Origin of the sequence: Streptomyces sp. NPDC059524 (genome assembly GCF_042749255.1) — a bacterium.
GTDB classification, from domain to species: domain Bacteria; phylum Actinomycetota; class Actinomycetes; order Streptomycetales; family Streptomycetaceae; genus Streptomyces; species Streptomyces xanthii.
The window spans coordinates 1-24183 of sequence record NZ_JBHYTK010000128.1; the positions used below are offsets into that span (position 1 = coordinate 1).

The 24183-nt window shown below is 73.4% G+C and carries 18 protein-coding genes; 10 read left to right on the forward strand and 8 right to left on the reverse strand.

What is annotated here, in order from left to right:
* Positions 1–100: 100 nt before the first annotated feature.
* Both ACFW9D_RS28745 and ACFW9D_RS28750 read right to left on the reverse strand, forming a co-directional pair.
* The gene (locus ACFW9D_RS28745) at positions 101–1195 is read right to left on the reverse strand and encodes a DUF5925 domain-containing protein (RefSeq protein WP_384626492.1); all 1095 of its coding nucleotides are present in this window, start codon (positions 1193–1195) and stop codon (positions 101–103) included.
* 144 nt (positions 1196–1339) lie between these two features.
* On the reverse strand, positions 1340–2314 hold the full coding sequence (locus ACFW9D_RS28750) for a LuxR C-terminal-related transcriptional regulator (protein ID WP_188339785.1): 975 nt from the start codon (positions 2312–2314) through the stop codon (positions 1340–1342).
* Between the two features lie 91 nt (positions 2315–2405).
* On the opposite strand from ACFW9D_RS28750, the gene ACFW9D_RS28755 reads away from it, so the two are divergent.
* Both ACFW9D_RS28755 and ACFW9D_RS28760 read left to right on the forward strand, forming a co-directional pair.
* A complete protein-coding gene (locus ACFW9D_RS28755) occupies positions 2406–6638 on the forward strand; it encodes a S8 family serine peptidase (RefSeq protein ID WP_384626495.1) in 4233 nt (1410 codons plus the stop codon).
* Between the two features lie 292 nt (positions 6639–6930).
* A complete protein-coding gene (locus ACFW9D_RS28760; RefSeq protein ID WP_188339787.1) occupies positions 6931–7728 on the forward strand; it encodes an SGNH/GDSL hydrolase family protein in 798 nt (265 codons plus the stop codon).
* 36 nt (positions 7729–7764) lie between these two features.
* On the opposite strand, the gene ACFW9D_RS28765 is transcribed toward ACFW9D_RS28760, so the two are convergent.
* Positions 7765–9396, reverse strand: coding sequence for a serine/threonine-protein kinase (locus tag ACFW9D_RS28765; RefSeq protein ID WP_384626499.1), 1632 nt, complete (start codon positions 9394–9396; stop codon positions 7765–7767).
* Positions 9397–9814: 418 nt separating this feature from the next.
* Here ACFW9D_RS28765 and ACFW9D_RS28770 point away from each other — a divergent pair, with 418 nt between their 5' ends.
* Positions 9815–10084, forward strand: a complete 270-nt coding sequence (locus ACFW9D_RS28770) for a hypothetical protein (protein WP_188339789.1) — start codon at positions 9815–9817, stop codon at positions 10082–10084.
* A gap of 182 nt (positions 10085–10266) precedes the next feature.
* On the opposite strand, the gene ACFW9D_RS28775 is transcribed toward ACFW9D_RS28770, so the two are convergent.
* Together ACFW9D_RS28775 and ACFW9D_RS28780 are read right to left on the reverse strand one after the other, a co-directional pair.
* The gene (locus ACFW9D_RS28775; RefSeq protein ID WP_188339790.1) at positions 10267–11043 is read right to left on the reverse strand and encodes an ABC transporter permease; all 777 of its coding nucleotides are present in this window, start codon (positions 11041–11043) and stop codon (positions 10267–10269) included.
* Complete coding sequence (locus tag ACFW9D_RS28780) at positions 11040–12011, reverse strand: ATP-binding cassette domain-containing protein (protein WP_384626504.1); 972 nt, start codon at positions 12009–12011, stop codon at positions 11040–11042. The genes ACFW9D_RS28775 and ACFW9D_RS28780 overlap by 4 nt, the downstream gene beginning before the upstream one ends.
* 73 nt (positions 12012–12084) lie before the next feature.
* Between ACFW9D_RS28780 and ACFW9D_RS28785 the strand changes: the two genes are divergently transcribed.
* Positions 12085–12801: a TetR/AcrR family transcriptional regulator gene (locus ACFW9D_RS28785; RefSeq protein WP_384626507.1), complete on the forward strand. Its 717-nt coding sequence runs from the start codon at positions 12085–12087 to the stop codon at positions 12799–12801.
* A gap of 7 nt (positions 12802–12808) precedes the next feature.
* On the opposite strand, the gene ACFW9D_RS28790 is transcribed toward ACFW9D_RS28785, so the two are convergent.
* The 3 genes from ACFW9D_RS28790 to hmgA all read right to left on the reverse strand — a co-directional run bounded on the left by ACFW9D_RS28790 (position 12809) and on the right by hmgA (position 16286).
* Complete coding sequence (locus ACFW9D_RS28790) at positions 12809–14026, reverse strand: type ISP restriction/modification enzyme (protein ID WP_384626509.1); 1218 nt, start codon at positions 14024–14026, stop codon at positions 12809–12811.
* A 22-nt stretch (positions 14027–14048) separates the two neighbouring features.
* Complete coding sequence (locus ACFW9D_RS28795) at positions 14049–14801, reverse strand: GntR family transcriptional regulator (protein ID WP_188339794.1); 753 nt, start codon at positions 14799–14801, stop codon at positions 14049–14051.
* 165 nt (positions 14802–14966) lie between these two features.
* Positions 14967–16286 carry a homogentisate 1,2-dioxygenase gene (gene hmgA, locus ACFW9D_RS28800; protein WP_384626512.1) on the reverse strand — a complete coding sequence of 440 codons (1320 nt, stop codon included), beginning with the start codon at positions 16284–16286 and terminating at the stop codon, positions 14967–14969.
* A 147-nt stretch (positions 16287–16433) separates the two neighbouring features.
* Here hmgA and ACFW9D_RS28805 point away from each other — a divergent pair, with 147 nt between their 5' ends.
* From ACFW9D_RS28805 to ACFW9D_RS28830, 6 genes are all read left to right on the forward strand, one after another.
* Positions 16434–18473, forward strand: coding sequence for a right-handed parallel beta-helix repeat-containing protein (locus ACFW9D_RS28805; protein ID WP_384626514.1), 2040 nt, complete (start codon positions 16434–16436; stop codon positions 18471–18473).
* A complete protein-coding gene (locus ACFW9D_RS28810; RefSeq protein WP_384626517.1) occupies positions 18470–19327 on the forward strand; it encodes a hypothetical protein in 858 nt (285 codons plus the stop codon). The genes ACFW9D_RS28805 and ACFW9D_RS28810 overlap by 4 nt, the downstream gene beginning before the upstream one ends.
* 6 nt (positions 19328–19333) lie before the next feature.
* The gene (locus ACFW9D_RS28815; protein WP_384626519.1) at positions 19334–20602 is read left to right on the forward strand and encodes a hypothetical protein; all 1269 of its coding nucleotides are present in this window, start codon (positions 19334–19336) and stop codon (positions 20600–20602) included.
* A gap of 63 nt (positions 20603–20665) precedes the next feature.
* A complete protein-coding gene (locus ACFW9D_RS28820; RefSeq protein ID WP_384626524.1) occupies positions 20666–21349 on the forward strand; it encodes a TetR family transcriptional regulator in 684 nt (227 codons plus the stop codon).
* Between the two features lie 148 nt (positions 21350–21497).
* On the forward strand, positions 21498–22904 hold the full coding sequence (locus ACFW9D_RS28825; protein ID WP_188339798.1) for a CitMHS family transporter: 1407 nt from the start codon (positions 21498–21500) through the stop codon (positions 22902–22904).
* Between the two features lie 4 nt (positions 22905–22908).
* Positions 22909–24165 carry an MFS transporter gene (locus tag ACFW9D_RS28830; RefSeq protein WP_384626522.1) on the forward strand — a complete coding sequence of 419 codons (1257 nt, stop codon included), beginning with the start codon at positions 22909–22911 and terminating at the stop codon, positions 24163–24165.
* The last annotated feature ends 18 nt before the right edge of the window (positions 24166–24183 follow it).

A 24183-nucleotide genomic window follows, 5' to 3' on the forward strand; every position in this document is an offset into this window, starting at 1 on the left:
CCTGGAAGGCTCCGCCTTCCTCGGGGAAATGCGACCCGAAGGGTCTGCATTTCAGGGGCGCGGGGAACTGCGCGAGAAGCCCCACCGGCCCGCAGACGCATTACAGATAGAGCCCCGCGTCGGCGGAGCCACGAGGGTCCGGTACCGATGTCGGAGACACCCCGCGGCGCAAGGCGTACAGCTCGGCCAGCGTCGCGCCCGCGTGACCGACCCCCTCGTCGGAGCCCAGCCAGTCGACCGACTCCGCCCGCGTCAGGGGCCCGACCTCGATCCGGGCGAGGCAGCGTCCGGGCCGCACCACCGCAGGATGCAACCGCTCCAGGTCCTCGTTCGTGGTGACACCGACCAGGACGTTCCGGCCCTGGCCGAGCAGTCCGTCCGTCAGGTTGAGCAGCCGCGACAACGCCTGCCCCGCCGTGTGCTTGGCCTCCCCGCGGATCAGCTCGTCGCAGTCCTCCAGGAGCAGCAGCCGCCAGCGGCCCTTCGCCGTGCCGTCCTCCTCGCCGATCGCGATGTCCATCAGATAGCCGACGTCCGTGAAGAGGCGCTCGGGGTCCAGGACACAGTCCACCTGGCACCAGTCCCGCCAGGACCGCGCGAGCGTGCGCAGCGCCGACGTCTTGCCGGTGCCGGGCGGCCCGTGGAGCAGGAGCAGCCGGCCCGCGATGTCCTCGGGCCGCGTCGTCATCAGCCGGTCCATCGCCTCGGCGACCGGCGCCGTGTAGTTGGGCCGCACCTCGTCCCACGTACCGGCCGAGATCTGCCGGGTGGTGCGGTGCGGGCCGCGCCGGGGCGACACGTACCAGAAGCCCATCGTCACGTTCTCCGGCTGGGGTTCGGGCTCGTCGGCCGCCCCGTCCGTGGCCTGCTGGAGAACCTGCTCGGCGAGCTCCGCCGTCGTCGCCGTCACCGTGACGTCCGCGCCCCTGTTCCACCGCGAGACCAGCAGCGTCCAGCCGTCGCCCTCGGCGAGCGTCGCGCTGCGGTCGTCGTCGCGCGCGGAGCGCAGCACCCGGGCGCCGGGCGGCAGCAGCGTGGCGGCGGAACGGACCCGGTCGATGTTCACCGCGTGCGAGTGCGGCTGCTCGCCCTTGGCGAAGCGGCCGAGGAACAGCGCGTCCACGACATCGGCGGGCGAGTCGCTGTCGTCGACCCCCAGCCGGACCGGCAGCGCGTCGAACGGGTTCTCAGACATGCCGCCATGATCCGGCACGAATGCGCCGCCCGCACGGGATTTCCGCAGCGCGTCCCGGTGCGGCTTGTGACGGCCCCGCCGTGTCGGAGCCGCTCGTCCGTCAACCCGCCTCGTCCCGTTCGTCCTTGAGGAGACGGCTTGCGGTCAGATCCAGCCGCGCCGGACCGCGATCACCCCGGCCTGGAAGCGGTTGGCCGCGCCCAGCTTGTCGTTGAGGGCGCTGATCCGGCGCCGCATCGTGCGCACCGACCAGCCGAGCTGCCGGGCGATCGCCTCGTCCTTGAGGCCCGCGACGAGCAGCGTCAGCATGCGCCGGTCGTCCTCCGTCAGCGGATCGTCGGCGGGCGCGCCCAGCGGGGTCGCCGCGCGCCAGCACATCTCCCAGTAGTCGACCAGGCCGTCCAGGAGCGCCGAAGGACGCAGCACCGCCGCCCGCACCTCCCCGGTGAAGTCCAGGGACAGCGGCAGCAGCGCGAGCCGCCGGTCCGCGATCGCCAGCTTCACGCGCAGGCCCGGCAGGACACGCGCCTCCTCGCCGCGCGCCACGAGTTCACGGATGTCGCCGAGCACGCCCGGCCACTCCAGTGCCTCCGGCGCGTAGACCGCCCGGTAGCCGACGCCGCGCGTGAGGGCCGTCGCCTCCACCGGGTTCGACGTCGTCAGCGCGTACGGCGGCCGGTCGAGCGTGATGACCTCCTCGCGGGCCTCCTGCTGGAGCCGCACGAACCAGCGGCCCAGCGCCTCGCTGCCCACGACGACCTCGACCTCCTCCGTGCCGCCCGCCTGAGCCGCGTCGAAGAGCCGGGACAGTTCGCCCGCCGCCTCGCGCACGGTGGCGAGTTCGGCGGTGCGGGCGCGCACCAGCGCCTCGATCGCCGCGCCGGGCTCGATCACCGCGTACCGGCGGCGCTGGCCCGAGAGCCGCCCCACCAGGCCGAGTTCGCGCAGCCGGTCCAGGGCGCGGGCCGCACGGTCCGCGGAACAGCCGAGGGGAGCGGCGAGTTCGGCCGGCGCCGCGGTGTGGCGGACCAGGATCTCGCGGTAGACGCGCTCGTCGAAGGGGTCGACACCGGCCGCGGTCAGCTGCCTGCGGAGGGTGTCGGGCGACTCGTGGGGCATGCGGGGATCGTGGCCCGTATGTGCCAGGGGCCGCAATGGGCCAGCCCGAATCGTTGTCCCGGCCACCGGCGCGGACGTAGGACCTGAGGGCATGAACCCGATATCAGCCACGCGGAGCAGGACTTCGCCCCGGGCCGGCCGAAGATCCGCCCGGCCCGCCACCGGCCGCACGGTGACCTGCCTGATCGCCTCCGGCGTGCTCGGCGGCCTGCTCGCCGGGCCGGCCGCGACCGCCGCGCCCGTCAAGGACCCGGACCGCCGGGTGATCGTCACCCTCGCCGGGCCCGCGCCCGTGGCCGGAAAGGGCAGGCTCGACCGCGCCGACCGGGCCGACGTGCTCGGCGAGCGCGGGGAACTCAAGGCGGAGCAGGGCAGGTTCCTGGACGCGCTGGAGGAGGCGGGCGTCGAGGTCCGCGCGCCGCGCCGGCTGAACCTGCTGCTCAACGCGGTCGCCGTCACCGTGAAGGCCTCCCAGGTGGCGGATCTGAAGCGGCAGCCGGGCGTCACCGGAGTCGTCGAGGACAAGAAGCTGCGGATCCAGACCGACGACAGCGTGCCCACGATCGGCGCGCCCCGGGTGTGGCAGCGCGAGGACGCGCACGGCACGAAGGTCCGCGGCGACGGCGTGACCGTCGCCGTGCTCGACAGCGGCATCGACTACACCCACCCCGACCTCGGCGGCGGATTCGGCGCCGGCCACAAGGTCGTCGGCGGCTACGACTTCGCCGACGACGACACCGACCCGATGGACGACAACGGCCACGGCACCCACGTCGCCGGCATCATCGCCGGTGAGGCGGCGCAACCCGGCGGCGTGACCGGCGTCGCCCCGGGCGCCTCGCTCACGGCGTACAAGGTCATGGGCGCCGACGGCTACGGCGAGACCTCCGACATCGTCGCGGGCCTGGAGGCGGCCGTCGACCCGGCCAACCCGCACCGCGCCGACGTCGTCAACATGAGCATCGGCGGCCCCGGCGACGGCGGCGACCCGATCGGCCTCGCCGCCACGGCCGCCACGCGGGCCGGCGTCGTGGTCGTCGCCTCGGCCGGAAACGAGGGCCCGGGCCACAACACGGTCGGCTCCCCGGCCGCCGCCGACGGCGTCCTCGCGGTCGGTGCCTCGGTCAGCGGACTGCGCGTCCCGGGCGCCGCCTACAAGGGCGGCGGCAAGATCCAGACCTACCGCGGCTACGTCTCCGCGAACCCGCCGGCGAAGCCCGTCACCCTCGAACTCGCCGACGTCGGCTACGGATCCCCGGACGAGTGGGACGCCGCCGGCGACGTCCACGGCAAGGCGGTACGCGTCCAGTACCCGGTCTCCGAGGACGTCGGCGACGTGTCGGTCCAGGAGCTGGACCTGGCCCGCGAGGCCGAGAAGCGCGGCGCCGTCGCGATCCTCGGCGGCACCGCGAACAGCGGCCCCGTCCTGGCGGGGGAGCGGCGCGGCTTCGTCGAGGCCGCCCCGCGCGCCGCGATCGACGCCTCGGGCGACTCCCTGCGCATGGACCACGTGATCGTGATGGGCGTCGACGACACCCAGTACGACGAACTCGGCCGCAGGCTCGCGGACGGCGAGGTCGAGATCACCGTCACCGGCGAGGACGCCACCGACCGCATGGCCGGCTTCTCCTCCCGCGGCCCCGACGCCGGCTGGGACCTCAAGCCCGACCTCGTCGCCCCCGGCTACGACATCCGCTCCACCGTGCCCAAGTCCCTGTACGCGCCGGGCCAGTACCGCATGTCCGGCACGTCGATGGCCGCCCCGCACGTCGCGGGCGCCGCCGCCCTGCTGCGCCAGCTGCACCCCGACCACGGCCCGGCGCGCGTCACCTCCGAACTCACCGGCTCCAGCAAGGAGCTGCCGGACTTCGACACGGCGACCGTCGGCGCCGGACGCCTCGACGTGGCCGCCGCCGCGGACGCGGCAGACGCCGGGATCACCACCTCGCCGGCGACCCTCTCGTACGGCCTCGCCGACCTGAAGGACCGGCAGATCGGCGGCAGCCGCGCCCTGACCGTGCACAACGACGGCGACAAGCCCCGCGCCGTACGCCTCACCGCGAGCGGCGACGCCCGTGTCAGCCCGCGCACCCTGACCGTCCCGGCGGGCGGCAGCGCCCGCGCGACCGTCACCGTGCGCGCCGAACGGCCCTCCCACGACACCGAGATCAGCGGCCAGGTCACCCTCGCCCCCGAGGGCGCCCCCGCGCTCCACGTGCCGTACCTGCTGTCCGTACGCACCCTGTTCGCGCAGGCCGGGCCCGATCCCGGTGACGGGAAGTCGGGGGTCGCCGTGTTCGCCCCCGTCGGCCTCAAGAGCGCCCCGACCGTCACCGTGCGGCCGCCGCACGGCCGCGCCTTCACCGCGCGGACGAAGCACCGGTCCGGCAACGTGTACGAGGTCCAGCTCTCCGTCCGGGACGAGGGCGCGTACCGGATCTCGGCGCGCGCCGAGACCACCGACGGCAAGACGCTCACCAGCAACAGCGACGGTTTCGAGGTCACCCCGAAGTCCTCGCGCGGCGAGAGGTGGCAGCCGGTCGGCCCGTCGAGCGCGGCCGGCGACCTCACGCTCGCGCCCGGCGCCCCCGGGCACGCGGTGCTCGACCGCGCCGACAGCACCGGCCTGTGGGCCACCGACGACAACGGCAGGACCTGGCGCCAGACCGCCCGGCTCCCCGTCACGGACGTCACCGGCGACGGACACCTCGTCATCGACCCCGAGGACGAGAACCGCTGGTGGTACGCCGTCAACAGCGCCTCCGGCTTCCCGCGGACCGGGCAGATCCTGCGCACCGAGGACGCCGGCCGCACCTGGCGGCGCCTGGACACCCCCGGCGACCCCGTCTCCGGACTCCTCGCCGACGACCGGACCGGCACCCTGATCGCGTGGACCGGCGCGGGCCTCCTGCTCAGCCGCGACGGCGGCACGCACTGGGCCACGGCGCCGCTCGACGTCCCCGGCGACGTCTACGACGTGAAGGCCGCGGGCGACAGCCTCTACTACGCCACCGGTCACGCCGTCTGGAAGCGTGACGGCCTCGCCTCGGGCACCCTCGGCGCACCGCGCAAGGTGTACGAGCCGAAGGGCGGCCGGACCGTCACCCGCGTCGTCGCCGAGGGCGACTTCGTCGGCGGGTACGAGAACGGCACCGGCGTGGTCGGCTCCCGCGACGGCGGCACGACCTGGTCGACCCTGCTCGACGCCTGGCTCGGCGTCTCCGGCCTCACGATCACCGGCGGCGACCTCTACGTCGCCACCCGGGACGGCATCCGCGTCGGCCGGGACCTCGGCCGCGACTGGTCCCTGATCAAGGCCCCCGGCGACTTCGTGGCCCTGGACTTCGACCGCTGGGCCGACGGCTCCCTGACCGTCTCCGCGTCCGGCGCCGGCCTGTACCGCACCCGCGACGACGGCGCGCACTACGAACGCATCGGCGTCCAGGGCGGCACCGTCAACGGCCTGGAGGTGAGCGGGAGGACGCTGCTCGCGGCGGGCCCGGTGGGCACCCACCGCACCGCGCTGCCGGCCCGCGACCCCGACTGGGGCACCACCGGCGGCGAGGGCACCCTCGGCAACGAGACCGCGCTGCTCAAGGTGTCCGCGCAGGACGAGAACGTCGTGTGGCGGGTCCGCCGGGGCCCGTGGGGCGACTTCGCCGTCGAGCGCAGCACCGACGGCGGCCGCGCCTGGGAGGAGAAGGGCCACGGCGAGGGCACCGTCTTCGCCCTCGAAGTGCACCCGGCCGACCCCGACCAGGTGTACGTGGCCTACGGCAGCATCCGCAGCCAGGGCCTCTACGCCACCCGCGACGGCGGCGAGCACTGGAAGAACCTGCGCCAGGACACCCACCTCACGGCGCTCGCCGGCGACCCGTCCGATCCGGACACCCTGTGGCTCGGCGCCCCCGACGGCCTCTACCGCTCCGGCGACCGGGGCGAGGAGATGACGAAGCGGGCCGACGGCAAGGTCACCGCGATCCGGTTCGCGGGCGGGCGCCTGCTGGCCGGCGGCGACGCGATCCGCACGTCGACGGACGGCGGCCGCACCTTCCGCACCGGCGACACCGGCGGACTCCCCGTCCTGATCACGGACTTCGAGCGGATCGGCGACACGCTGTACGCGGGCTCCGGCGCCTTCTGGGAGACGGCGCTGCCGCGCGGCGGCCGGGGCGTCCTGCGCTCCACGGACGGCGGCCGCACCTGGCACAACGTCTCCACCGGGCTGCAGAACCTCGACGTCACCCAGCTCGCGACCGACGGTGAGGACCTGTACGCCGGCACGACCCTGGGAGGAGTGCACCGCCTGGACCTGACGGGCTGACCCCTGGGACCGGTGTGCAGGTGAGCCCCCGGCCGGGGACCGTCCGGACGGGGGCTCACCTGTCAATGAGCAACTGCACGGCAGTGCTTGAGGCCGGATCAGATCTGACGGTTGGCCAGTAATCGCAAGGGTCTACGGGCGTAGCGCGGTGGTGCGGAGGGTAATGAGGTTACGGGCGCACACCTGACATGAACCTGCCGTAACTCGGGGTGAATGTTCGCGTCAGTACTTCCCGGTAACTAAGTGGCGTGGTACCACAGTTGTCGCAGAGATCCTGCTAAGGGAGGTTTTCATGAGACGTACCCGTATTGCGGCTTACGTTACATCGCTCCTCTTCGCCGCGACCGCCGTCCTCACCGGGGCGGCGACCGCACAGGCCGCGGGCACCGGCTACGTGGCGCTCGGCGACTCCTACTCCTCCGGGGTGGGCGCCGGCAGCTACGACAGCGCCAGCGGTTCGTGCAAGCGCTCCACCAAGGCCTACCCGGCCTTGTGGGCGGCGTCGCACTCGCCCGCCAGCTTCAACTTCGTGGCCTGCTCCGGCGCGGTCACGGGCGACGTGCTGAACAACCAGCTGGGTCCGCTCAATTCGAGCACCGGCCTCGTCTCCATCAGCATCGGAGGCAACGACGCCGGCTTCGCCGACGTCATGACGACCTGTGTGCTCTACTCCGAGTCCACCTGCGTCAACCGCGTCAACCAGGCGCGTGCGTACGTGACCTCGACCCTGCCCGCCAAGCTCGACGCCGTGTACCAGGCGATCAAGGCCAAGGCCCCGTCGGCCCGCGTCGTGGTCCTCGGCTACCCGCGCTTCTACCAGCTCGACGGCTCCTGCATCGCGGGCCTCTCCGAGACCGAGCGGTCGGCCATCAACGGCGCCGCCGACCTGCTCGACAACACGATCGCCGGCCGCGTCTCCGCCGCGGGCCTCACCTTCGGCGACGTACGGACCACGTTCACCGGCCACGAGATCTGCTCCGGCTCCTCCTGGCTGCACAGCGTGAACTGGACCAACATCGGCGAGTCCTACCACCCGACCGCCACCGGCCAGTCGAGCGGCTACCTGCCCGTCCTCACCTCCAAGGCCTGAGCCCCGCCGCTCCGGCCCCGAGAGCACGACAGCGCGTCAGTACGCAGGTGAAGCCGTGGTGGCCCCGCTCGTCGTGGGGGTCACCACGTCGCACGTCACGGAGTACGCCACCGAGTTCGACGTCGCGGCGACCGGGCGGTCGACCCGCACCGAGATCTCGTTGTGCAGCGTCCCGCCCTCCTCGTAGGCGGTCTCCGTCGTCTCCACGGTCCGGCTCAGCGCACCGCCCGCCGGGAAGCTCAGGGTCTGCCAGCCGGGCTCCGAGGCCTTCCCGTCCCGCGTCACCCAGCGGAACCGCACCTCGGCCGGCGTCCGCCCCACCGTGATCGTCGCCGAGAACGCGGGCGCCTCCGCGGCGGGCGGCGGACACGGACCCGAGTAACTCCCGCGCACCGCGTGCACGACGACCCGCACGGACTGCGCCGGACGCGTCGTGTACCCGCCGCCGGCCGAACCGCCGCCTCCAGCGGCGCTGCTGCGACCGCCGCTGCTCGTGGGGCTCCGGTCCTCTGCCGTGGAGCCGCCCCGCACCACCTCCGACGCCGAACTCCCGCCGCCGGACGCCCCTCCCGAACCGCCGCCGTCGTCCCCGTTCATCAGCGCGTACGTGAGGGTTCCCACCCCGACCAGCAGGACCACGAGGCCCGCCGCCAGGGCGAGCGAGACGCGGCGGCGGGTGCGCGAGGGGCCGAAGGAGCCGGTGGGCGGAGTCGTCGCCGAGGCCATCGGGGCGGTGCCGCCCGGCGGGGTCGGCGGGCCGGGCGGCTCCCGGTGCGTGCCGAGGCGCGTGGCCGTCGCCGTGGGCGCCGCGTGCACGGGTCCCGAGCGCAGCGTGCCGCCCGCCCCGACGATCCGCAGGTCGTGCTCGGCCTGCTCCGCACCGGTCCGCTCGCCCGGCTCCTTGCGCAGCAGCCCCTCCAGGACCGGGGTCAGAGGGCCCGCCCGGTGCGGTGGCGGCAGCTCGTCGTCCACGACGGCCCGCAGCGTGCTCAGCGGGGTGTCCTGACGGAACGGCGAGTGCCCCTCGACGGCCGCGTACAGCAGCACGCCGAGCGACCACAGGTCGGACTCGGGGCCCGGCGTGCGGCCCAGTGCCCGCTCCGGCGCGAGGAACTCGGGCGAGCCGACGACCTCGCCGGTCATCGTCAGCGCCTGCGTCCCCTCGACCCGCGCGATGCCGAAGTCGGTCAGCACGACCCGGCCGTCGTTCGCCAGCAGCACGTTCCCCGGCTTGACGTCCCGGTGCAGCACCCCGGCCTCGTGCGCGGCCCGCAGCGCCGCCAGGACCTCCGCGCCGACGTGCGCCGCGCGCTGCGGCGACATCGGACCCTCCGCGTCGAGCTGATCGGCGAGCGAGACGCCGCGCACCAGCTCCATGACGATCCACGGCCGGCCCTCGTCGGTCGCCACGTCGTACAGGGTGATCACGTTGCGGTGCGAGACGCGGGCGGCCGCCCAGGCCTCCCGCTCCAGCCGCGCGTACATCCGGTCAAGGTCGGGCCCCGGCAGCCCGGCCGGGGGCCGGACCTCCTTCACCGCGACCTCGCGCCCGAGCACCTCGTCCCGGGCGCGCCAGACGGTGCCCATGCCGCCCTCGCCGATCGGATCGACCAGCCGGTACCGGCCCGCGATCGTCCGCGTTCTGTCCCTGCCCGGCTCCGAGCTCACGGGCGCCCCCCATCCCCGGCGAGACAAGTCTGAACAAAAGTAGCTCAACCTGGCCTGATCGCGGCACCCTCGGAAGCGGCCGGAGTGAGATCGCCCACGTTGCGCCCGGGACCCCTTCCGGTCCTCCCGCGCCGGCCCGCCGCCGGACCCCGACACGCCGGTCGGCCCTCCGACTTGACCGCGACCGCTCCTTCACTCCCTGTGACGAAGGGGTTCGAAAGCGGACCGGAAACGACCGTCGAGTGCCCAGCTTGTCCAACTCGCCCTGGAAAAAGCCGGATTCGGAGCGTAGTCGCCGACGGGCCGTCAACCTCCGTACGAGGGAGGTGAATCCCTCCGGCGGGATACACGAGTGTCCCGCTGGGGCGATAGGGTTAACCTGCCCGGGCCGGGTGCCCTCGTACGGGTGGGGAGTGACATGGAACAGATAACAGTGCGCAGCAGGCCTCGAGTGCCTGCGATCACCTGCGGGAGCAGCGCGACCAGTTCGCGGCTCGACCGCCATCTCTCGGTGCTCGGCGGCCCCGCCGTCCCGCAGCGCGAGACGGTCGAGGCGACGTTGCTGATGCGTGAACTGACCGCGCGTGACCACGCGCACGAGCGCAGCGGCAGGATCGCACGGATGCGGCGGGTCTCCCTCTTCGCGCCACTGCGACGGCTGAGCCGCTCGCTGTTCGGCGGCCACTGACCGGCCGCCGCAGGGCTCGGGCCCGCATCCGACCTCCGCGCCGTACGGCGTACCGCTGCGCATCTCCGCGACCGTCATCCCCACGGCATGCGGCGGGCGCCCCGGCGGGGGAGTCGGTTGCGGGCCCTGTCTTTCTTCCGGGGCCTGTTCTCCTTCCGGGCCCGTGGGACCGTCAGGCCCCGTCAGCCCCGTGCGTAGCGCCGCACCGCGAGCGGCACGCACACCGCGAGCAGCACCCCGCACCACACCAGTGATCCGGCCACCGGGTGAGCCACCGGCCAGCTCGCCCCGTGCGGCACCGGCGCGTTCCCGAACAGGTCGCGCAGCGCCGTGCACACCGCGCTGATCGGGTTCCACTCCGCGACCGTGCGCACCCAGCCGGGCATCCCGGCGGTCGGCAGGTACGCGTTCGACAGCAGCGGCAGCATGAACGTGGCGCTGCCCAACTGCCCCGCCGCCTCCTCGCTCTTGGAGGCGAGGCCGAGCAGGATCCCCAGCCACGTCGTGGCGAACCGGAACAGCAGGAGCAGTCCGAACGCGCCGAGCGCGGGCAGCGGGCCGCCCTCGATCCGCCAGCCCATCGCCAGCCCCACCAGCACCATCGGCACCAGACCCGCGGCCGTCGTCAGCAGATCGGCGACCGCCTGCCCGAGCGGCACGGCGGCCCGGCTCATCGGCAGGGTGCGGAAGCGGTCCATGACGCCCCGGTGCGCGTCCTGCGCGGCCGCGAACATGCCGGTCATGATGCCGTTGGCCGCCGTCGCCACCAGCATTCCCGGCACCAGGAAGGCCCGGTAGTCCGCGCCCGGCATCGCCATGGCGCTGCCGAACACGTACCCGAAGAACAGCAGCAGGGTGACCGGCATCGTCTGGGTCAGGATCAGCAGGGCCGGCGCCCGCCGGATCCGCTGGAGATGGCGGCCGAGCACCGCCGTGCCGTCGTACAGGATCGCGCTCATGCCGCGGCCTCCGTCAGGGTGGGTCGGGCGGCCGTCAGCCGCAGGAACACTTCGTCGAGCGTGGGCGGGCGCAGGCTCGCGTCGACCAGCGGGACCCCCGCCGCGTCCAGCTCGCGCACCACACGGGGCAGGGTCACGGCCGGATCCAGGACGAGCGCCCCGGCCGTGCGCCGCTCCGCGTCCAACTCGGGCCGTGCACCGGTCAGTTGGTCCAGGACGACGGCCGCCGCGTGCAGGGCCTGCGCGCCGGCGTCCTCCGCGAGGACGACCTCCGCGTAGGAACCGATCCGGGCCTTCAGCTCGGCGGGTGTGCCCGTGTGGGCGGCGCGGCCCTCGTCGATCAGCACGATCTCGTCCGCGAGCAGATCGGCCTCCTCCAGGTACTGGGTGGTCAGCAGGACCGTCGTCCCCGCGGCGGCCAGCTCGCGCACCGCGTCCCAGATCCCGTTCCTGCTGTGCGGGTCGAGGCCGGTCGTCGGCTCGTCCAGGAACAGCACGGCGGGCCGGGTGAGCAGGCTCGCCGCCAGATCGAGCCGGCGCCGCATGCCGCCCGAGTACGTGCGGGCCGGCCGGTCCGCGGCGTCCGCCAGCTCGAACCGGTCGAGCAGCTCGTCGGCGCGGGCGCGGGGTGCGCGCAGGAGCTTCGCGAACAGCCGCAGGTTCTCCCGGCCCGACAGGTCGCCGTCGACCGAGGCGTACTGGCCCGTCACGCCGATGCTGCGGCGCACCGCGTGCGCCTGCGTGGCGATGTCGTGCCCCGCGACACGCGCGGAGCCCGCGTCCGGCCGCAGCAGCGTCGTCAGCAGGCGGACCGCCGTCGTCTTGCCCGCCCCGTTCGGGCCGAGCAGACCGCACACGGTGCCTTCGCGCACCGCCAGGTCCAGGCCCCGCACGGCGTGCACGGCCTTCGCGCCGGAGCCGAAGCGCTTCTCCAGACCTTCACTAAGTACAGCGTACGTAGAAGTCATGCCCCCACCGTAGCGCACTACGTACGGTGTACGTAACTACGATGGGGCGAGAAGCTTCGAAAGGTGATGAGCGATGGCGGGCCGAGCGGCCGAACCCGAAGTGATCTGGGCGCGCCCCGAGCGTGCCGGGCGGGGCCCGCGGCCCGCGCACAGCAGGGCCGACATCGCGGCGGCGGCCGTACGGGTCGCCGACGCCGAGGGCATCGAGCAGGTGTCCATGCGGCACGTCGCCGCCGCCCTCGGCATGGGCACGATGTCGCTCTACAACTACGTCCCCCGCAAGGAGGACCTGTACGAGCTGATGGTGGACGCCGTCAGCGGGGAGTACGACTACCCCGAGCCCAGCGGCGACTGGCGGGCCGACGTCCTCGGGCTGGCCCACCAGATGCGCGCGATGATGCTCCGCCACCCCTGGCTGCCCCGGCTGATGTCACCGGTCTACGGCTTCAGCCCGAACGCGCTGACGTACCTGGAGTACAGCCTGCGCTGCCTCGACCCGCTGGACCGGCCCTACGGCGCCAAGTTGGAGCTGATCGCGTCCCTCAACGGCGTCGTCACGACCTACGTGGCCAACGAGATCGCCACCGCCGAACGCACCCGGTCCCTGCCCTGGAGCGCCGAGCAGGAGCAGGCCGTGCGGATCGGCTACCTCGGCGCGCAGGTCGCCTCCGGCCGCTACCCCCGGCTCGCCGCCGCGTTCACCGAGGACTCCGGGCCGATCGATCTGGAGGCCGTGTTCGACCGGGCGCTGCGCCGCACGATCGAGGGGTTCGTGGCCGCGCCGTCCTGACGGGTGGTCACAGCAGGGCGAACTGGCCGCCCGGGCCCTCCTCCTGATGGTCCAGGACCGAGGCGGGGCGGCGCGCGCCGTCCGGCACCGGCAGCACACGGGCCCGCGCCAGTTCGTCGGCGGTGAGCGGCTCCGCACCGAGATTCCCGCGCAACTCCTCGCACTCCGGCTCCAGTTCGGCCTGGAGGGCGAGCACCGTGACGAGTTCGAGCAGCTCGGACGTCCACGACTGCGGCCACGTCGCGGGGCGCACCGCCGCGAGCGTGCCCGGCTCGGCCGGCGCCGTGCGCCGCGCGAACCACTGCTCGATCACCCGCACCCCGCCCACCGTGAAGTCCCAGGCCGCGGCGGGCACCGGCGAGATCCGCCCCTCACTCACGACCAGGGCCTCCTCCTCGCGCTCGTACACCAGCTCCCCGGGGCGGGCGGGCAGTGCGGAACGGACGTACGGGCGGCGACCGCCCGGCAGCTTGGGGCGCTCGGCGCCACCACCGCCGCGCCGCGCCAGCCACAGCAGCCTGCGGCCCAGAGCGACCCCGCGCTCCCACAGCTCCGGGTCGGTGGTCAGCGGCACCCGGCATCCGCCCGCGTCCCGCACCGCGACCGCGAGCACCCAGGCCAGCAGCTCCTCGGCGCCCACCTCCCGGTCGTAGGTGCCGGACAGATGTGTCAGGAGGCCCGGCGTCACGTTCGGCTCGGTACCGTCGGGCCGGCGGTACAGGGGGCGGATGCGGCCCGGGCGGCCCGCGGGGGAGCGGCCCTCCGGCAGCACCGCGGACGCGAGCACGGCGGGCCCGGCGGCGTCCGGCACGTGGCCCTGCTCCACGAGGTACAGCTGGCGCTCGCCGGCCACGCGCCACAGCTCGGGGCGCGCCGCGTCCAGGAGCCGCTGGTCGGGGATGAGCCACTGCTCGTCGAACGGCCCGTGCAGCAGCCGCACCGGCTCCGGGCACGGGCCCTCCGCGCGCGCCAGCGGCTCGGTGCCCGTGCGCTGACCGGGGAGTTGGGCGGCGGGGGAGTGCAGCGTCCGGGCCCGGGACGGTTCGAGCAGGAGGGCGCGCTCCTGCGCCTGCGCCCCGACGAACCGCTCCCAGCGGGCCTTCAGCGACGCGGCGTCCGGCGCGACCGGCCAGCTGCGGCCCAGCCGCAGGGGCGCGACGGACCACGGCATGAGGTCCGGGAGCGGCAGCGCGTGCGAGAGCCCGTCGTTCGTCACGCCCGGCATGGTACGTCCCCCCGATGGCCGTTCAGTCGGCGTCCAGCGTCACCGTGAACGAGAAGCGGTCGCCGCGGTAATGGATCACCGCGACGTCCAGGACCCTGCCCGCTTCGTCGTAGGTGATGCCGGTGTAGTGCAGGATCGGGCTCAGCAGCGGCACTTCGAGCAGCCGGGCCGTCTCCGGGTCGGCGAGGCGGGCCTCCACCGAGTCCGTGATCCGGCTGATGCGCACGCCCACGACGTCCCGCAGCACCTTCGTCATCGGCCAGCGCTCCAGATCGGCCGGGTCGACGAGGGGGCCGAGGTCGGGGCGCAGGTAGTTGCGGGCGTGGTTGGTCGGCTCGCCCGTCTTCTCGTCGCAGCGCAGCCGGTGGTACGCGGCCACGTGCTCGGCGCCGGGGAAGTGCTCGGCGAGGGCGGTGGGCACGGGGGCGGAGCGGTCGTGGTCGAGCAGGCGGGTCGTCATGCCCGACTGCTGGGCCACGATCGCGTCCACCGAGCCCAGCAGGCGGACCGGGGCGCCCCGGCGGGCCGCCGGCTCGATGAACGTGCCGCGGCGGCGGTGCCGGGTGATCAGGCCCTCGTCCTCCAGCTCCTTCAGGGCCTGGCGCATCGTGAGCACGGAGACCCCGTAGTGGGCCGCGAGCTGTTCCTCGGTGGGCAGGCGGAGCGGGTCCTGGGGGGATCTGCCCAGTATGGAGGCGCGCAAGGACTGCGACACCTGATACCAGAGCGGCAGCTTGCGGTTCAGGACGATCGAGTCCGGGGCGAATGACGTCACGGGGCTATCCGTATCTGTCGCGGGCCCGTCTTGCAATGTCGGTCCCCTGGTGGCCTGGTTTTCGGCTCTCCCGCCGTCGTGGCTGGTCGCGCAGTTCCCCGCGCCCTGAAGGCATGCGCTGCGCGCAGCCTTCCCTCTATGGAGGTAGCGGACGCAATCCGCACCTCAGCCGCGGCCGAAGTTCGACTCCAGCCCGGCCCACACCTCGTCGTACCCGCGCTGCACATGCCCCGCCTCCGCCGCCTGCGCGGCGACCGTCAGCGGCCAGCGGGTCTCGAACATGAAGGCCAGGCCGTCGTCCACCTTCTGCGGCTTCAGCTCGGCCGCGCTGGCGCGGTCGAAGGTCTCCCGGTCGGGGCCGTGCGCCGACATCATGTTGTGCAGCGAGCCGCCCCCGGGCACGAAGCCCTCCGCCTTCGCGTCGTACGCGCCCTCGATGAGCCCCATGTACTCGCTCATCACGTTCCGGTGGAAGTACGGCGGACGGAACGTGTCCTCGCCGACCAGCCAGCGCGGGGCGAACACCACGAAGTCGACGCCCGCGAGCCCCGGGGTGTCCGACGGGGACGTCAGCACCGTGAAGATCGACGGGTCCGGGTGGTCGTAGGAGATCGTCCCGATGACGTTGAAGCGCCGCAGGTCGTACACGTACGGGACGTGGTTGCCGTGCCAGGCGACGACGTCGAGCGGGGAGTGGTCGTACGTGGCCGTCCAGAGGTTGCCGCAGAACTTGTTGACCACCTCGACCGGGCCCGCGACGTCCTCGTACGCGGCGACCGGCGCCCTGAAGTCCCGTGCGTTCGCCAGTCCGTTGGCCCCGATCGGGCCGAGGTCGGGGAGCTGGAACGCCGCGCCGTAGTTCTCGCACACGTACCCGCGGGCACCGTCGTCGAGCAGCTCCACGCGGAAGCGGACCCCGCGCGGGATCAGCGCGACCTCGCCCGGACGCGCAGCGAGCAGGCCGAACTCCGTGCGCAGCAGCAGCCCGCCGCGCTCCGGGACGATCAGCAGCTCGCCGTCGGCGTCGCTGAACACCCGGTCCATCGGCGCGTTCGCGTGGTAGAGGTGCACGGCCATGCCGGTGCGCTGCGTCGCGTCGCCGTTGCCGCCCAGCGTCCACAGGCCGGCCAGCCAGTCCGTGCCGGGGGCCGGCTCGGGCAGCGGGTTCCAGCGGCGGCGGTTGGGGTCGGGGACGGACTCGGTGAACGGGGCCGTGCGCACCGCCCCGTTGTCCGTCCGCGTGAACTCCGGGTGGGCCGCCGAGGGGCGGATCCGGTACAGCCACGAGCGGCGGTTGTGCGCGCGGGGCTCGGTGAAGGCCGTACCGCTCAACTGCTCCGCGTACAGGCCGAGCGGGGCGCGCTGCGGTGCGTTGCGCCCGACGGGCAGGGCTCCCGGCACGGCCTCCGAGCCGTGCTCGTTGCCGAAGCCGGTGAGATACGCGAGCTGCTGGGCCGTCTTCCTCGCCTGCTCGATGCCGTTCATAGGTGGGCGCTCCCGGTGCCTGAAGGAATCCTATGCATCACCGTAGGATTCCGGCCCCGGCGCGTCAACGGTGCCGTTCCGTGCGGTCGGCAGAAAGCCGTGCCGCAGGGGGTCCCAAAACATGAGCAGTGCTCTACTCTCGCGCCCATGCCCTGGATCCGAAGGCTCCTCGTCGTCCTGGTCGCGCTCTGCGCGGCGCTCGCCGCAACTCCCGCCGCCCAGGCGCACGAGGAACGGCCGGTGAAGCTGCCCGACGGGTCGGGCAGCGTGCCCGTCCACCGCGACGGGCCGCCCGACCTGCTCGTCTGCAAGAAGGACCGGGCGGACTTCGAACGCCGCGTCGCCGGCTTCCCGGCCGGCCTGCGCAAGAAGAACCTCGACCTCTTCGCGCGCTGCCAGGACCAGGGCTTCCGGCACCTCCAGGCCGCGGTGGACGCCGTCGACCGGCCCGGCATGAACATCGCGATCCTGCCCGGCCTGTACGAGGAGGAGCCCTCGCGGCCGAAGCCCACCGGGGCCTGCACCCGCCTCAAGGCCAGGAACTCCCAGCTGGGCTACCAGATCCTGTCCTACGCCCAGCAGAAGCGCTGCCCGCACAACCAGAACCTCGTCGCGATCCTCGGCAAGAAGAACCTGCAGATCGAGGGCACCGGCCAGTCGCGGCTCGACGTCGTGATCGACGCCAAGTACACCAAGCTCAACGCGATCCGCGCCGACGGCAGCGACGGCGTCTACTTCAAGAACTTCACCGCCCAGCGCACCACCTTCAACTCGCTGTACGTCCTGGCCGGCGACGGCTTCGTCATCGACGACGTCCTGACCCGCTGGAACGACGAGTACGGCTTCCTCACCTTCGCGAGCGACCACGGGCTCTACAAGAACTGCGAGTCCTACGGCAACGGCGACTCCGGCATCTACCCCGGCAGCGCCTCGAACATCAACAACGGCCGCGGCTACGACGTCCCCCGCTACTCCATCGAGATCACCGGCTGCCGCAGCCACCACAACATGGTCGGCTACAGCGGCACCGCCGGAGACTCCGTCTACGCGCACGACAACGAGTTCGACCACAACATGGGCGGCGCCTCCATGGACTCCGCCTTCCCCGGCCACCCCGGACTGCCGCAGAACCACGCCCGGTTCGAGCGCAACGACATCCACGACAACAACGCGAACTACTACCCCTACGTCGCCGACGGCACCTGCGCCAAGGACCCCGTCGACCGCGGCTACGAGGACGGCGTGGTCTGCCCCCAGATCTCCATGCCGCCCGGCACCGGCATCATCACGGCCGGCGGCAACTGGAACCGGTACGAGAACAACTGGGTGTACGGGCACGACCGCGCCGCCTTCTTCCTGAGCGCCGTCCCCGCGTTCATCCGCGGCGAGTCCGCCTGGTCGAAGCAGACGGACACCTCGCACCACAACCGGTACGCGGGCAACAAGCTGGGCGTCGACAAGCAGGGCAGGTCGCGGCCCAACGCCACCGACGTGTGGTGGGACGGCCAGGGCGGGGGCAACTGCTGGCAGGGCTCGGCGGGCGCCGCCACCCCGCGCGCCCTGCCCAGCTGCGGGACGAAGCGCGGTGACGTCTCCGGCGGCTCGGACCGGCTCGTCGGCGAACCGTCGAAGCTGGCCGCGCTCCTGGTCTGCGCCGACTACAACGTCCAGGCGCGCCGGCTTCCCGCCGGATGCGACTGGTACGGGGCCCGGGGCATCGAGCGCATCGAGGTGCAGCTCGCCCTCGGCGTCGCGGTCGTGCTGACGCTGGTCGGCGGGGTGCTGTGGTGGCGCCGGCTGCGGACGCACCGCTGGGCGACGGTGGCGTGCGCCGCGGGACTCGCCGGTCTCGCGCTCGACGTCGCCGGATCGACCATGGGACTCCAGTCCGGCTACCTGCCCGCCGTGGCCCTGCTGCTGACCGGCGCCTGGTGGACGGCCGTCGGGCTCGTCCTGCGGCGCGAACGCCCTTGGTTCGGCTGGGTCACCGTGGCCCTGGGTGCCCTCACTCTCCTCGACGCCTTCGACAAGGCCGTGGTGATGCTGCCGTGGATCCCGCTGAGCCCTGCCTGGATCCGCGGACTGCTCGGCGTCGTGTGGGTCCTGTGGGCCGTGGTGGCCGCCTCCCGGCAGGACACGGCAGCCCGGCCGGAGACCCCCGAGGTGCTGACGGAGGTGCGGGCGTGAGGGGCGGCGCGGGCGTGCGCGGGCGGCTGGCGCGGGCGGTCGTGGTGGCGGTGCTGACCGTCGGCGTCGCGGCGGGGTGCGGCGGGCGGCCCACCACACACCACAAGCCCGGCACCGGGCATCAGGAGGCGAGCGGCTCGGCCGGACGGCTCCTGGACCGCGAGGACGAGTCCGGGCACCGCTACCGGCAGGTCGACGCCGACGGCGCCCCGTCGGTCGACCTCGAGGTGCGGCCGGACTCGGCCGACGGCTGGAACGTCCGGCTCGACGTGAGCGACTTCCGGTTCACCCCGGACAGCGTGGGCGGGGGAGCGCTGCCGGGGCGCGGCCACGCACACCTGTACCTCGACGACCACAAGATCGCCCGCGTCTACGGCGAGTGGTACCACCTGCCCGAGTCCGCCGTCCCCAAGGGCACCCACCGGCTGACCGCCCGCCTCTACGCCGACGACCACACCGTCTGGGCCGTCGACGGCGAACCGATCGAGTCGACCGCCGACGTGACCTCCTCCGGACGGGAGGACGGGCACGCGGACGGGCACGCGGGCGGGCACGGCCATGACGGCAAGGGGGCCTCGGGGAAGGCCTCCGCGGACCGGACCGTCACGATCTCCGTCGACGGCAAGAACGTCCAACCCCCGCCGGGCCGACTGGAGTTCAAGAAGGGCCAGCGCGTCCGCCTCACGGTCACGAGCGACCGCGCCGACACCCTCCACGTCCACGGCTACGACAAGGAGGCCGCTCTCCCGGCCGGCCACGCGGCCGGACTGACCCTCACCCTCGACCGCACCGGCCTGTTCGAGGTCGAGACCCACGAATCCGGCCTGCTCCTCACCCAACTCGTGGTCCGGTGACGTGCGGTGACCCTCCGCCCACCCGCCCCGCTCGCCCACGGCATCGGCTCCCGGCACGACCTTCCCCTGTCCCCCTTCTACGCGTACGCCGGAGCCTTCGCCGCGCTGTTCGTCTCCTTCCTCGCGCTCGGCCTGCTCTGGTCCGCCTCCCGCTTCCGCGGGAACAGCTCCGGGCTCGCGCTGCCGCGTCCCGTCCAGCGCCTCGCCGACGCCCGCGGCACGCGCGCCGCCCTGCGCGTGCTCGGCCTCGGCGCGGCCGTCCTCGTCCTCGCCCACCTCCTGTTCGGCCCCGACGACCCCGAGCGCAACCCGGCCCCCGGCGCCGTGCACGTCCTGTTCTGGGTCGGCCTGGTACCGGCGTCGCTGCTGTGCGGCCCCGTCTGGCGCCTGCTCAACCCCCTGCGCACCCTGCACGCCGCCGGCTGCCGGGCGCTCGGGCGCGACCCCGGCGCGGGGCGCCCGCTGCCCGCCCGGCTGGGCATATGGCCCGCGGCCCTCGGCCTCTTCGCCTACACCTGGCTCGAACTCGCCTCCCCCGACCCGGCGTCCCGCACCTCCCTGCTCGCCTTCCTGCTCACCCACGCGGCCGTCCAGCTCGCCGCCGCCGCGTGGTTCGGCGCCCGCTGGTTCGACGGGGGCGACGCCTTCGAGGCGTACTCGACGCTCTTCGCCCGGCTCTCCCCGTTCGGCCGGCGCGACGACGGACGCCTCGTGCTGCGCAACCCGTTCCACGGACTCGACGCCACCCCGCCCGTCCCCGGGCTCGTCGCCGCCGTGTGCGTGATGCTCGGCTCCACCGCCTACGACGGCTACTCGGACGCCCCCTCCTGGATCACCACCCTGCAGACGTCCCCGCTCGGCCCGACCGCGACCGGCACCCTCGGCCTGCTCGGCGCCGTCACCCTCGTCGCCGTGCTCTACGCCCTGTGCGCGGGCCGGGCGCCGCGCGCCGCGTTCGCCCACGCCCTCGTACCGATCGCCCTCGGCTACCTCGTCGCCCACTACTTCACGCTCTACGCCACCGAAGGCCCCCGCACCCTCGCCCTGGCCGCCGGTGCCACCGACCCCGCCCCGCCCGAACCACCCCTCGGACCCGGCGGCCTCGCCGCGCTCCAGGTCCTCGCCATCGTCACCGGACACGTCCTCGGCGTCGTCGCCGCGCACGACCGCGCCGTACGGCTGCTGCCCCCGGAGAAGTCCGTCACCGGCCAGCTCCCGCTGTTCGCGCTGATGATCGCCTACACCCTCGGCGGCCTCGGACTGCTCATCGCCTGAGGCCGCCCGTGCCACGGGGCCGATCCGGAGGCGGTCGACGGCCCCCGTACCCGAAGGGCCATGATGGACCCCGTGACCACGACGCCCTCCTTCAGCGATCAGTCGGCACGTGCCCTGCGCCGCACCCCCGTCCAGCGGCGCAGCGCCGAGCGGCTCACCAGGATCCTCGACGCCTGCGCCGGGCTCCTCGACGAATGCGGCTACGAGGAGCTGAGCACGCGGGCCGTCGCCCTGCGCGCGGAGGTCCCCATCGGGTCCGTCTACCGCTTCTTCAGCAACAAGCGCGCCCTCGTCGACGCCCTCGCCCAGCGCAACCTGGAGCACTACGCGCAGCGGGTCACCGAGCGGCTCGGCCGGATCACGGAAGGCGACTGGCGCGCCGCGATGGACGCCTTCCTCGACGAGTACGTGGCCATGAAGCGCACCGCGCCCGGCTTCTCGCTCGTCGACTTCGGCACCCAGATCCCGGTCGGCGACCCGGCCTCCGACCCCAACCACCGGGTCGCCGGCACCTTCACCGATCTGATCGCCCCGCATCTGGACCGCGAGCCCGACGACGACCTGCGCCGCGTGTTCCTGGTCGCCGTCGAGGCCGCCGACTCCCTCGTGCGGCTCGCCTTCCGGATCGACCCCGCGGGCGACGAGCGGATCATCGCGGAGGTCCGCCTGCTCCTGCACGCCTACATGGCCGAATCCCTCGACCCGCGCCGCCCGAGCACCCCCCGTACACCAGGCGCAAAGCTGTGACCTGGAGTTTTGCGCTTATTGCTCACGCGTCAACATCTTGTTAACCCCATATGACGGCCCCTAACGTCTCGCTGACCGCCTCCCCCGTCCGGGCCGATGGACGGCACTGCAGACGGCAGTTCAACGGCGAACGTTAGGGACCTCCTCCATGCTGACAATCCTCGGATTCGTCATGATCGCCACCTTCCTGGTGCTGATCATGATGAAGAAGGTGTCGCCGATCGCGGCGCTCGTGCTCATCCCCGCGCTGTTCTGTGTGCTGGTCGGCAAGGGCGCCCATCTCGGCGACTACGTCATCGCCGGCATCGGCGACCTGGCGCCCACCGCGGCGATGCTCATGTTCGCGATCGTCTACTTCGGCGTCATGATCGACGTCGGCCTCTTCGACCCGATCGTGCGCGCCATCCTGAAGTTCGCCAAGGCGGACCCGGTGCGGATCGTGGTCGGTACGGCCGTGCTCGCCGCGATCGTCTCCCTCGACGGCGACGGCTCCACCACCTTCATGATCACCGTCTCGGCGATGTACCCGCTGTACAAGCGCCTCAAGATGAGCCTCGTCGTGATGACGGGTGTCGCGGCCACCGCCAACGGCGTCATGAACACCCTGCCCTGGGGCGGTCCCACCGCCCGCGCCGCCACGGCCCTCAAGCTGGACGCCAGCGACATCTTCGTGCCGATGATCCCGGCCCTCGCGGTCGGCCTCCTCGCCGTGTTCGCCCTCGCGTACGTCCTCGGCCGCCGCGAGCGCAAGCGCCTCGGCTTCCTGTCCCTGGACGAGGTCACCGAGACGGTCACCGAGACCGCCGACGAGAAGGTCCTGGTCGGCGCCGGTTCCGGTACGGGCTCCGGCAAGAAGGCCACCGGCGGCGGCGACCACAGCGCCCCCTCGTACGAGAACGAGGAGGGCGAGACCTTCGCCGGCCTCGACCCGAACCGGGCCACCCTGCGCCCCAAGCTCTACTGGTTCAACGCGCTGCTCACGGTCACCCTGCTCACCGCCATGATCATGGAGTGGCTGCCGATCCCGGTGCTGTTCCTGCTCGGCGCCGCGCTCGCGCTCACCGTGAACTTCCCGCACATGCCCGACCAGAAGGCCCGCATCGGCGCCCACGCCGAGAACGTCCTCAACGTCGCCGGCATGGTCTTCGCCGCCGCCGTCTTCACCGGCGTCCTCCAGGGCACCGGCATGGTCGACCACATGGCCAAGTGGGTCGTCAGCGGCATCCCCGACTGGATGGGCCCGCACATGGCACTCGTCACGGGTGTCCTGTCCATCCCGTTCACGTACTTCATGTCGAACGACGGCTTCTACTTCGGCATCCTGCCGGTCCTCTCCGAGGCGGGCGCCGCGCACGGCGTCTCCTCCCTGGAGATCGCCCGCGCCTCGCTCGTCGGCCAGCCGCTGCACATGTCGAGCCCGCTGGTGCCCGCCGTCTACGTCCTCGTCGGCATGGCCAAGGTCGAGTTCGGCGACCACACCAGGTTCACCGTGAAATGGGCCGCGCTGACCGCCCTCGTGGTCCTCGCCGCCGGCCTCCTCTTCGGGATCCTCTGACCCGATGAAGCACTCCGCAGGGCCCGGTCAGGGACGCGCGTGGCTGCTCCGCCTCGTCATCGCCTTCAGCTTCGCGCAGGCGGCGGTGTCGATGGCGCGGCCCGCCGTCTCCTACCGGGCCCTCGCCCTCGGCGCCGACGAACGCGCCGTCGGCGTCATCGCCGGTGTCTACGCCCTGCTCCCGCTGTTCGCCGCCGTCCCGCTCGGCCGGCGCACCGACCACGGGCGCTGCGCCCCGCTGCTGCCCTTCGGCGTCGCGCTCATCGCGGGCGGCTGCGCCCTCAGCGGCACCGCCGGCTCCCTGGTCCGGATGGCCGCCTGGAGCGGCGTCATGGGGCTCGGTCACCTCTGCTTCGTGATCGGCGCCCAGTCGATCGTGGCCCGGCAGTCCTCGCCCGAGAACCAGGACCGCAACTTCGGCCACTTCACCATCGGCGCCTCCCTCGGCCAGCTCATCGGCCCCATGGCGGCCGGTGCGCTCATCGGCGGGCCCGACATGGCCGGCACCAGCGCCCTCGCCCTGCTGGTCTCGGCCGGCGTCTGCGCCGTCTCCCTCACCTCCCTGTGGCGCATCGAGTTCCGTACCGCCGCCGGGCGTGCGGGCCGGGACGAGCGCGGCACCGCCCGGGTGCCGGTCCACCGCATCCTGCGCACGCGCGGGGTCCCGGGCGGCATCTTCATCAGCCTCGCCGTCCTGTCGGCCACCGACATCCTCACCGCGTACCTGCCCGTCGTCGGCGAGCACCGCGGCATCGCCCCGTCCGTCGTCGGCGTCCTGCTGAGTCTGCGCGCGGGCGCGACCATCGCCTGCCGCCTCGTCATGACCCCGCTCATCGACTGGCTCGGCCGGGCCGTCCTCATCGCCTCCACGTGCGGGCTGGCCGCGCTGCTGTGCGCGGGGATCGCGCTTCCGGTGCCCGTCTGGGCGCTCGCCGTGATGCTGGTCCTGCTGGGCTTCTGCCTCGGTGTCGGCCAGCCCCTGTCGATGACGACCGTCGTCCAGGCGGCCCCGCCCGAGGCGCGCTCCACGGCGCTCGCGCTCCGCCTGACCGGGAACCGGCTCGGGCAGGTCGCGGCGCCGGCCTCCGCGGGGCTCGTCGCGGGGGTGGCCGGGACGGCGGCGCCCTTCGTGATGCTGGGCGGGCTTCTGCTCATCGCCTCCGGCCTGGGGGTGCGGGGTGCGCGGCCGCGTCTGCCGCGTTCGGTCGCGGGGCGGGTGCGGGTCCGTCGTGGCCGGTCGCGCAGTTCCCCGCGCCCCTGAAATGCAGACCCTTCGGGT

Excerpts from the sequence above, each read along its gene's own strand:
- ACFW9D_RS28775 (WP_188339790.1), bottom strand. The coding sequence starts at position 11,043 with ATGAGCGCGATCCTGTACGACGGCACGGCGGTGCTCGGCCGCCATCTC.
- ACFW9D_RS28755 (WP_384626495.1), top strand. The coding sequence starts at position 2,406 with ATGAACCCGATATCAGCCACGCGGAGCAGGACTTCGCCCCGGGCCGGC.
- ACFW9D_RS28780 (WP_384626504.1), bottom strand. The coding sequence starts at position 12,011 with ATGACTTCTACGTACGCTGTACTTAGTGAAGGTCTGGAGAAGCGCTTC.
- ACFW9D_RS28785 (WP_384626507.1), top strand. The coding sequence starts at position 12,085 with ATGGCGGGCCGAGCGGCCGAACCCGAAGTGATCTGGGCGCGCCCCGAG.
- ACFW9D_RS28820 (WP_384626524.1), top strand. The coding sequence starts at position 20,666 with ATGGACCCCGTGACCACGACGCCCTCCTTCAGCGATCAGTCGGCACGT.
- ACFW9D_RS28825 (WP_188339798.1), top strand. The coding sequence starts at position 21,498 with ATGCTGACAATCCTCGGATTCGTCATGATCGCCACCTTCCTGGTGCTG.
- ACFW9D_RS28760 (WP_188339787.1), top strand. The coding sequence starts at position 6,931 with ATGAGACGTACCCGTATTGCGGCTTACGTTACATCGCTCCTCTTCGCC.
- ACFW9D_RS28790 (WP_384626509.1), bottom strand. The coding sequence starts at position 14,026 with ATGCCGGGCGTGACGAACGACGGGCTCTCGCACGCGCTGCCGCTCCCG.
- ACFW9D_RS28770 (WP_188339789.1), top strand. The coding sequence starts at position 9,815 with ATGGAACAGATAACAGTGCGCAGCAGGCCTCGAGTGCCTGCGATCACC.
- ACFW9D_RS28745 (WP_384626492.1), bottom strand. The coding sequence starts at position 1,195 with ATGTCTGAGAACCCGTTCGACGCGCTGCCGGTCCGGCTGGGGGTCGAC.
- ACFW9D_RS28830 (WP_384626522.1), top strand. The coding sequence starts at position 22,909 with ATGAAGCACTCCGCAGGGCCCGGTCAGGGACGCGCGTGGCTGCTCCGC.
- hmgA (WP_384626512.1), bottom strand. The coding sequence starts at position 16,286 with ATGAACGGCATCGAGCAGGCGAGGAAGACGGCCCAGCAGCTCGCGTAT.
- ACFW9D_RS28805 (WP_384626514.1), top strand. The coding sequence starts at position 16,434 with ATGCCCTGGATCCGAAGGCTCCTCGTCGTCCTGGTCGCGCTCTGCGCG.
- ACFW9D_RS28750 (WP_188339785.1), bottom strand. The coding sequence starts at position 2,314 with ATGCCCCACGAGTCGCCCGACACCCTCCGCAGGCAGCTGACCGCGGCC.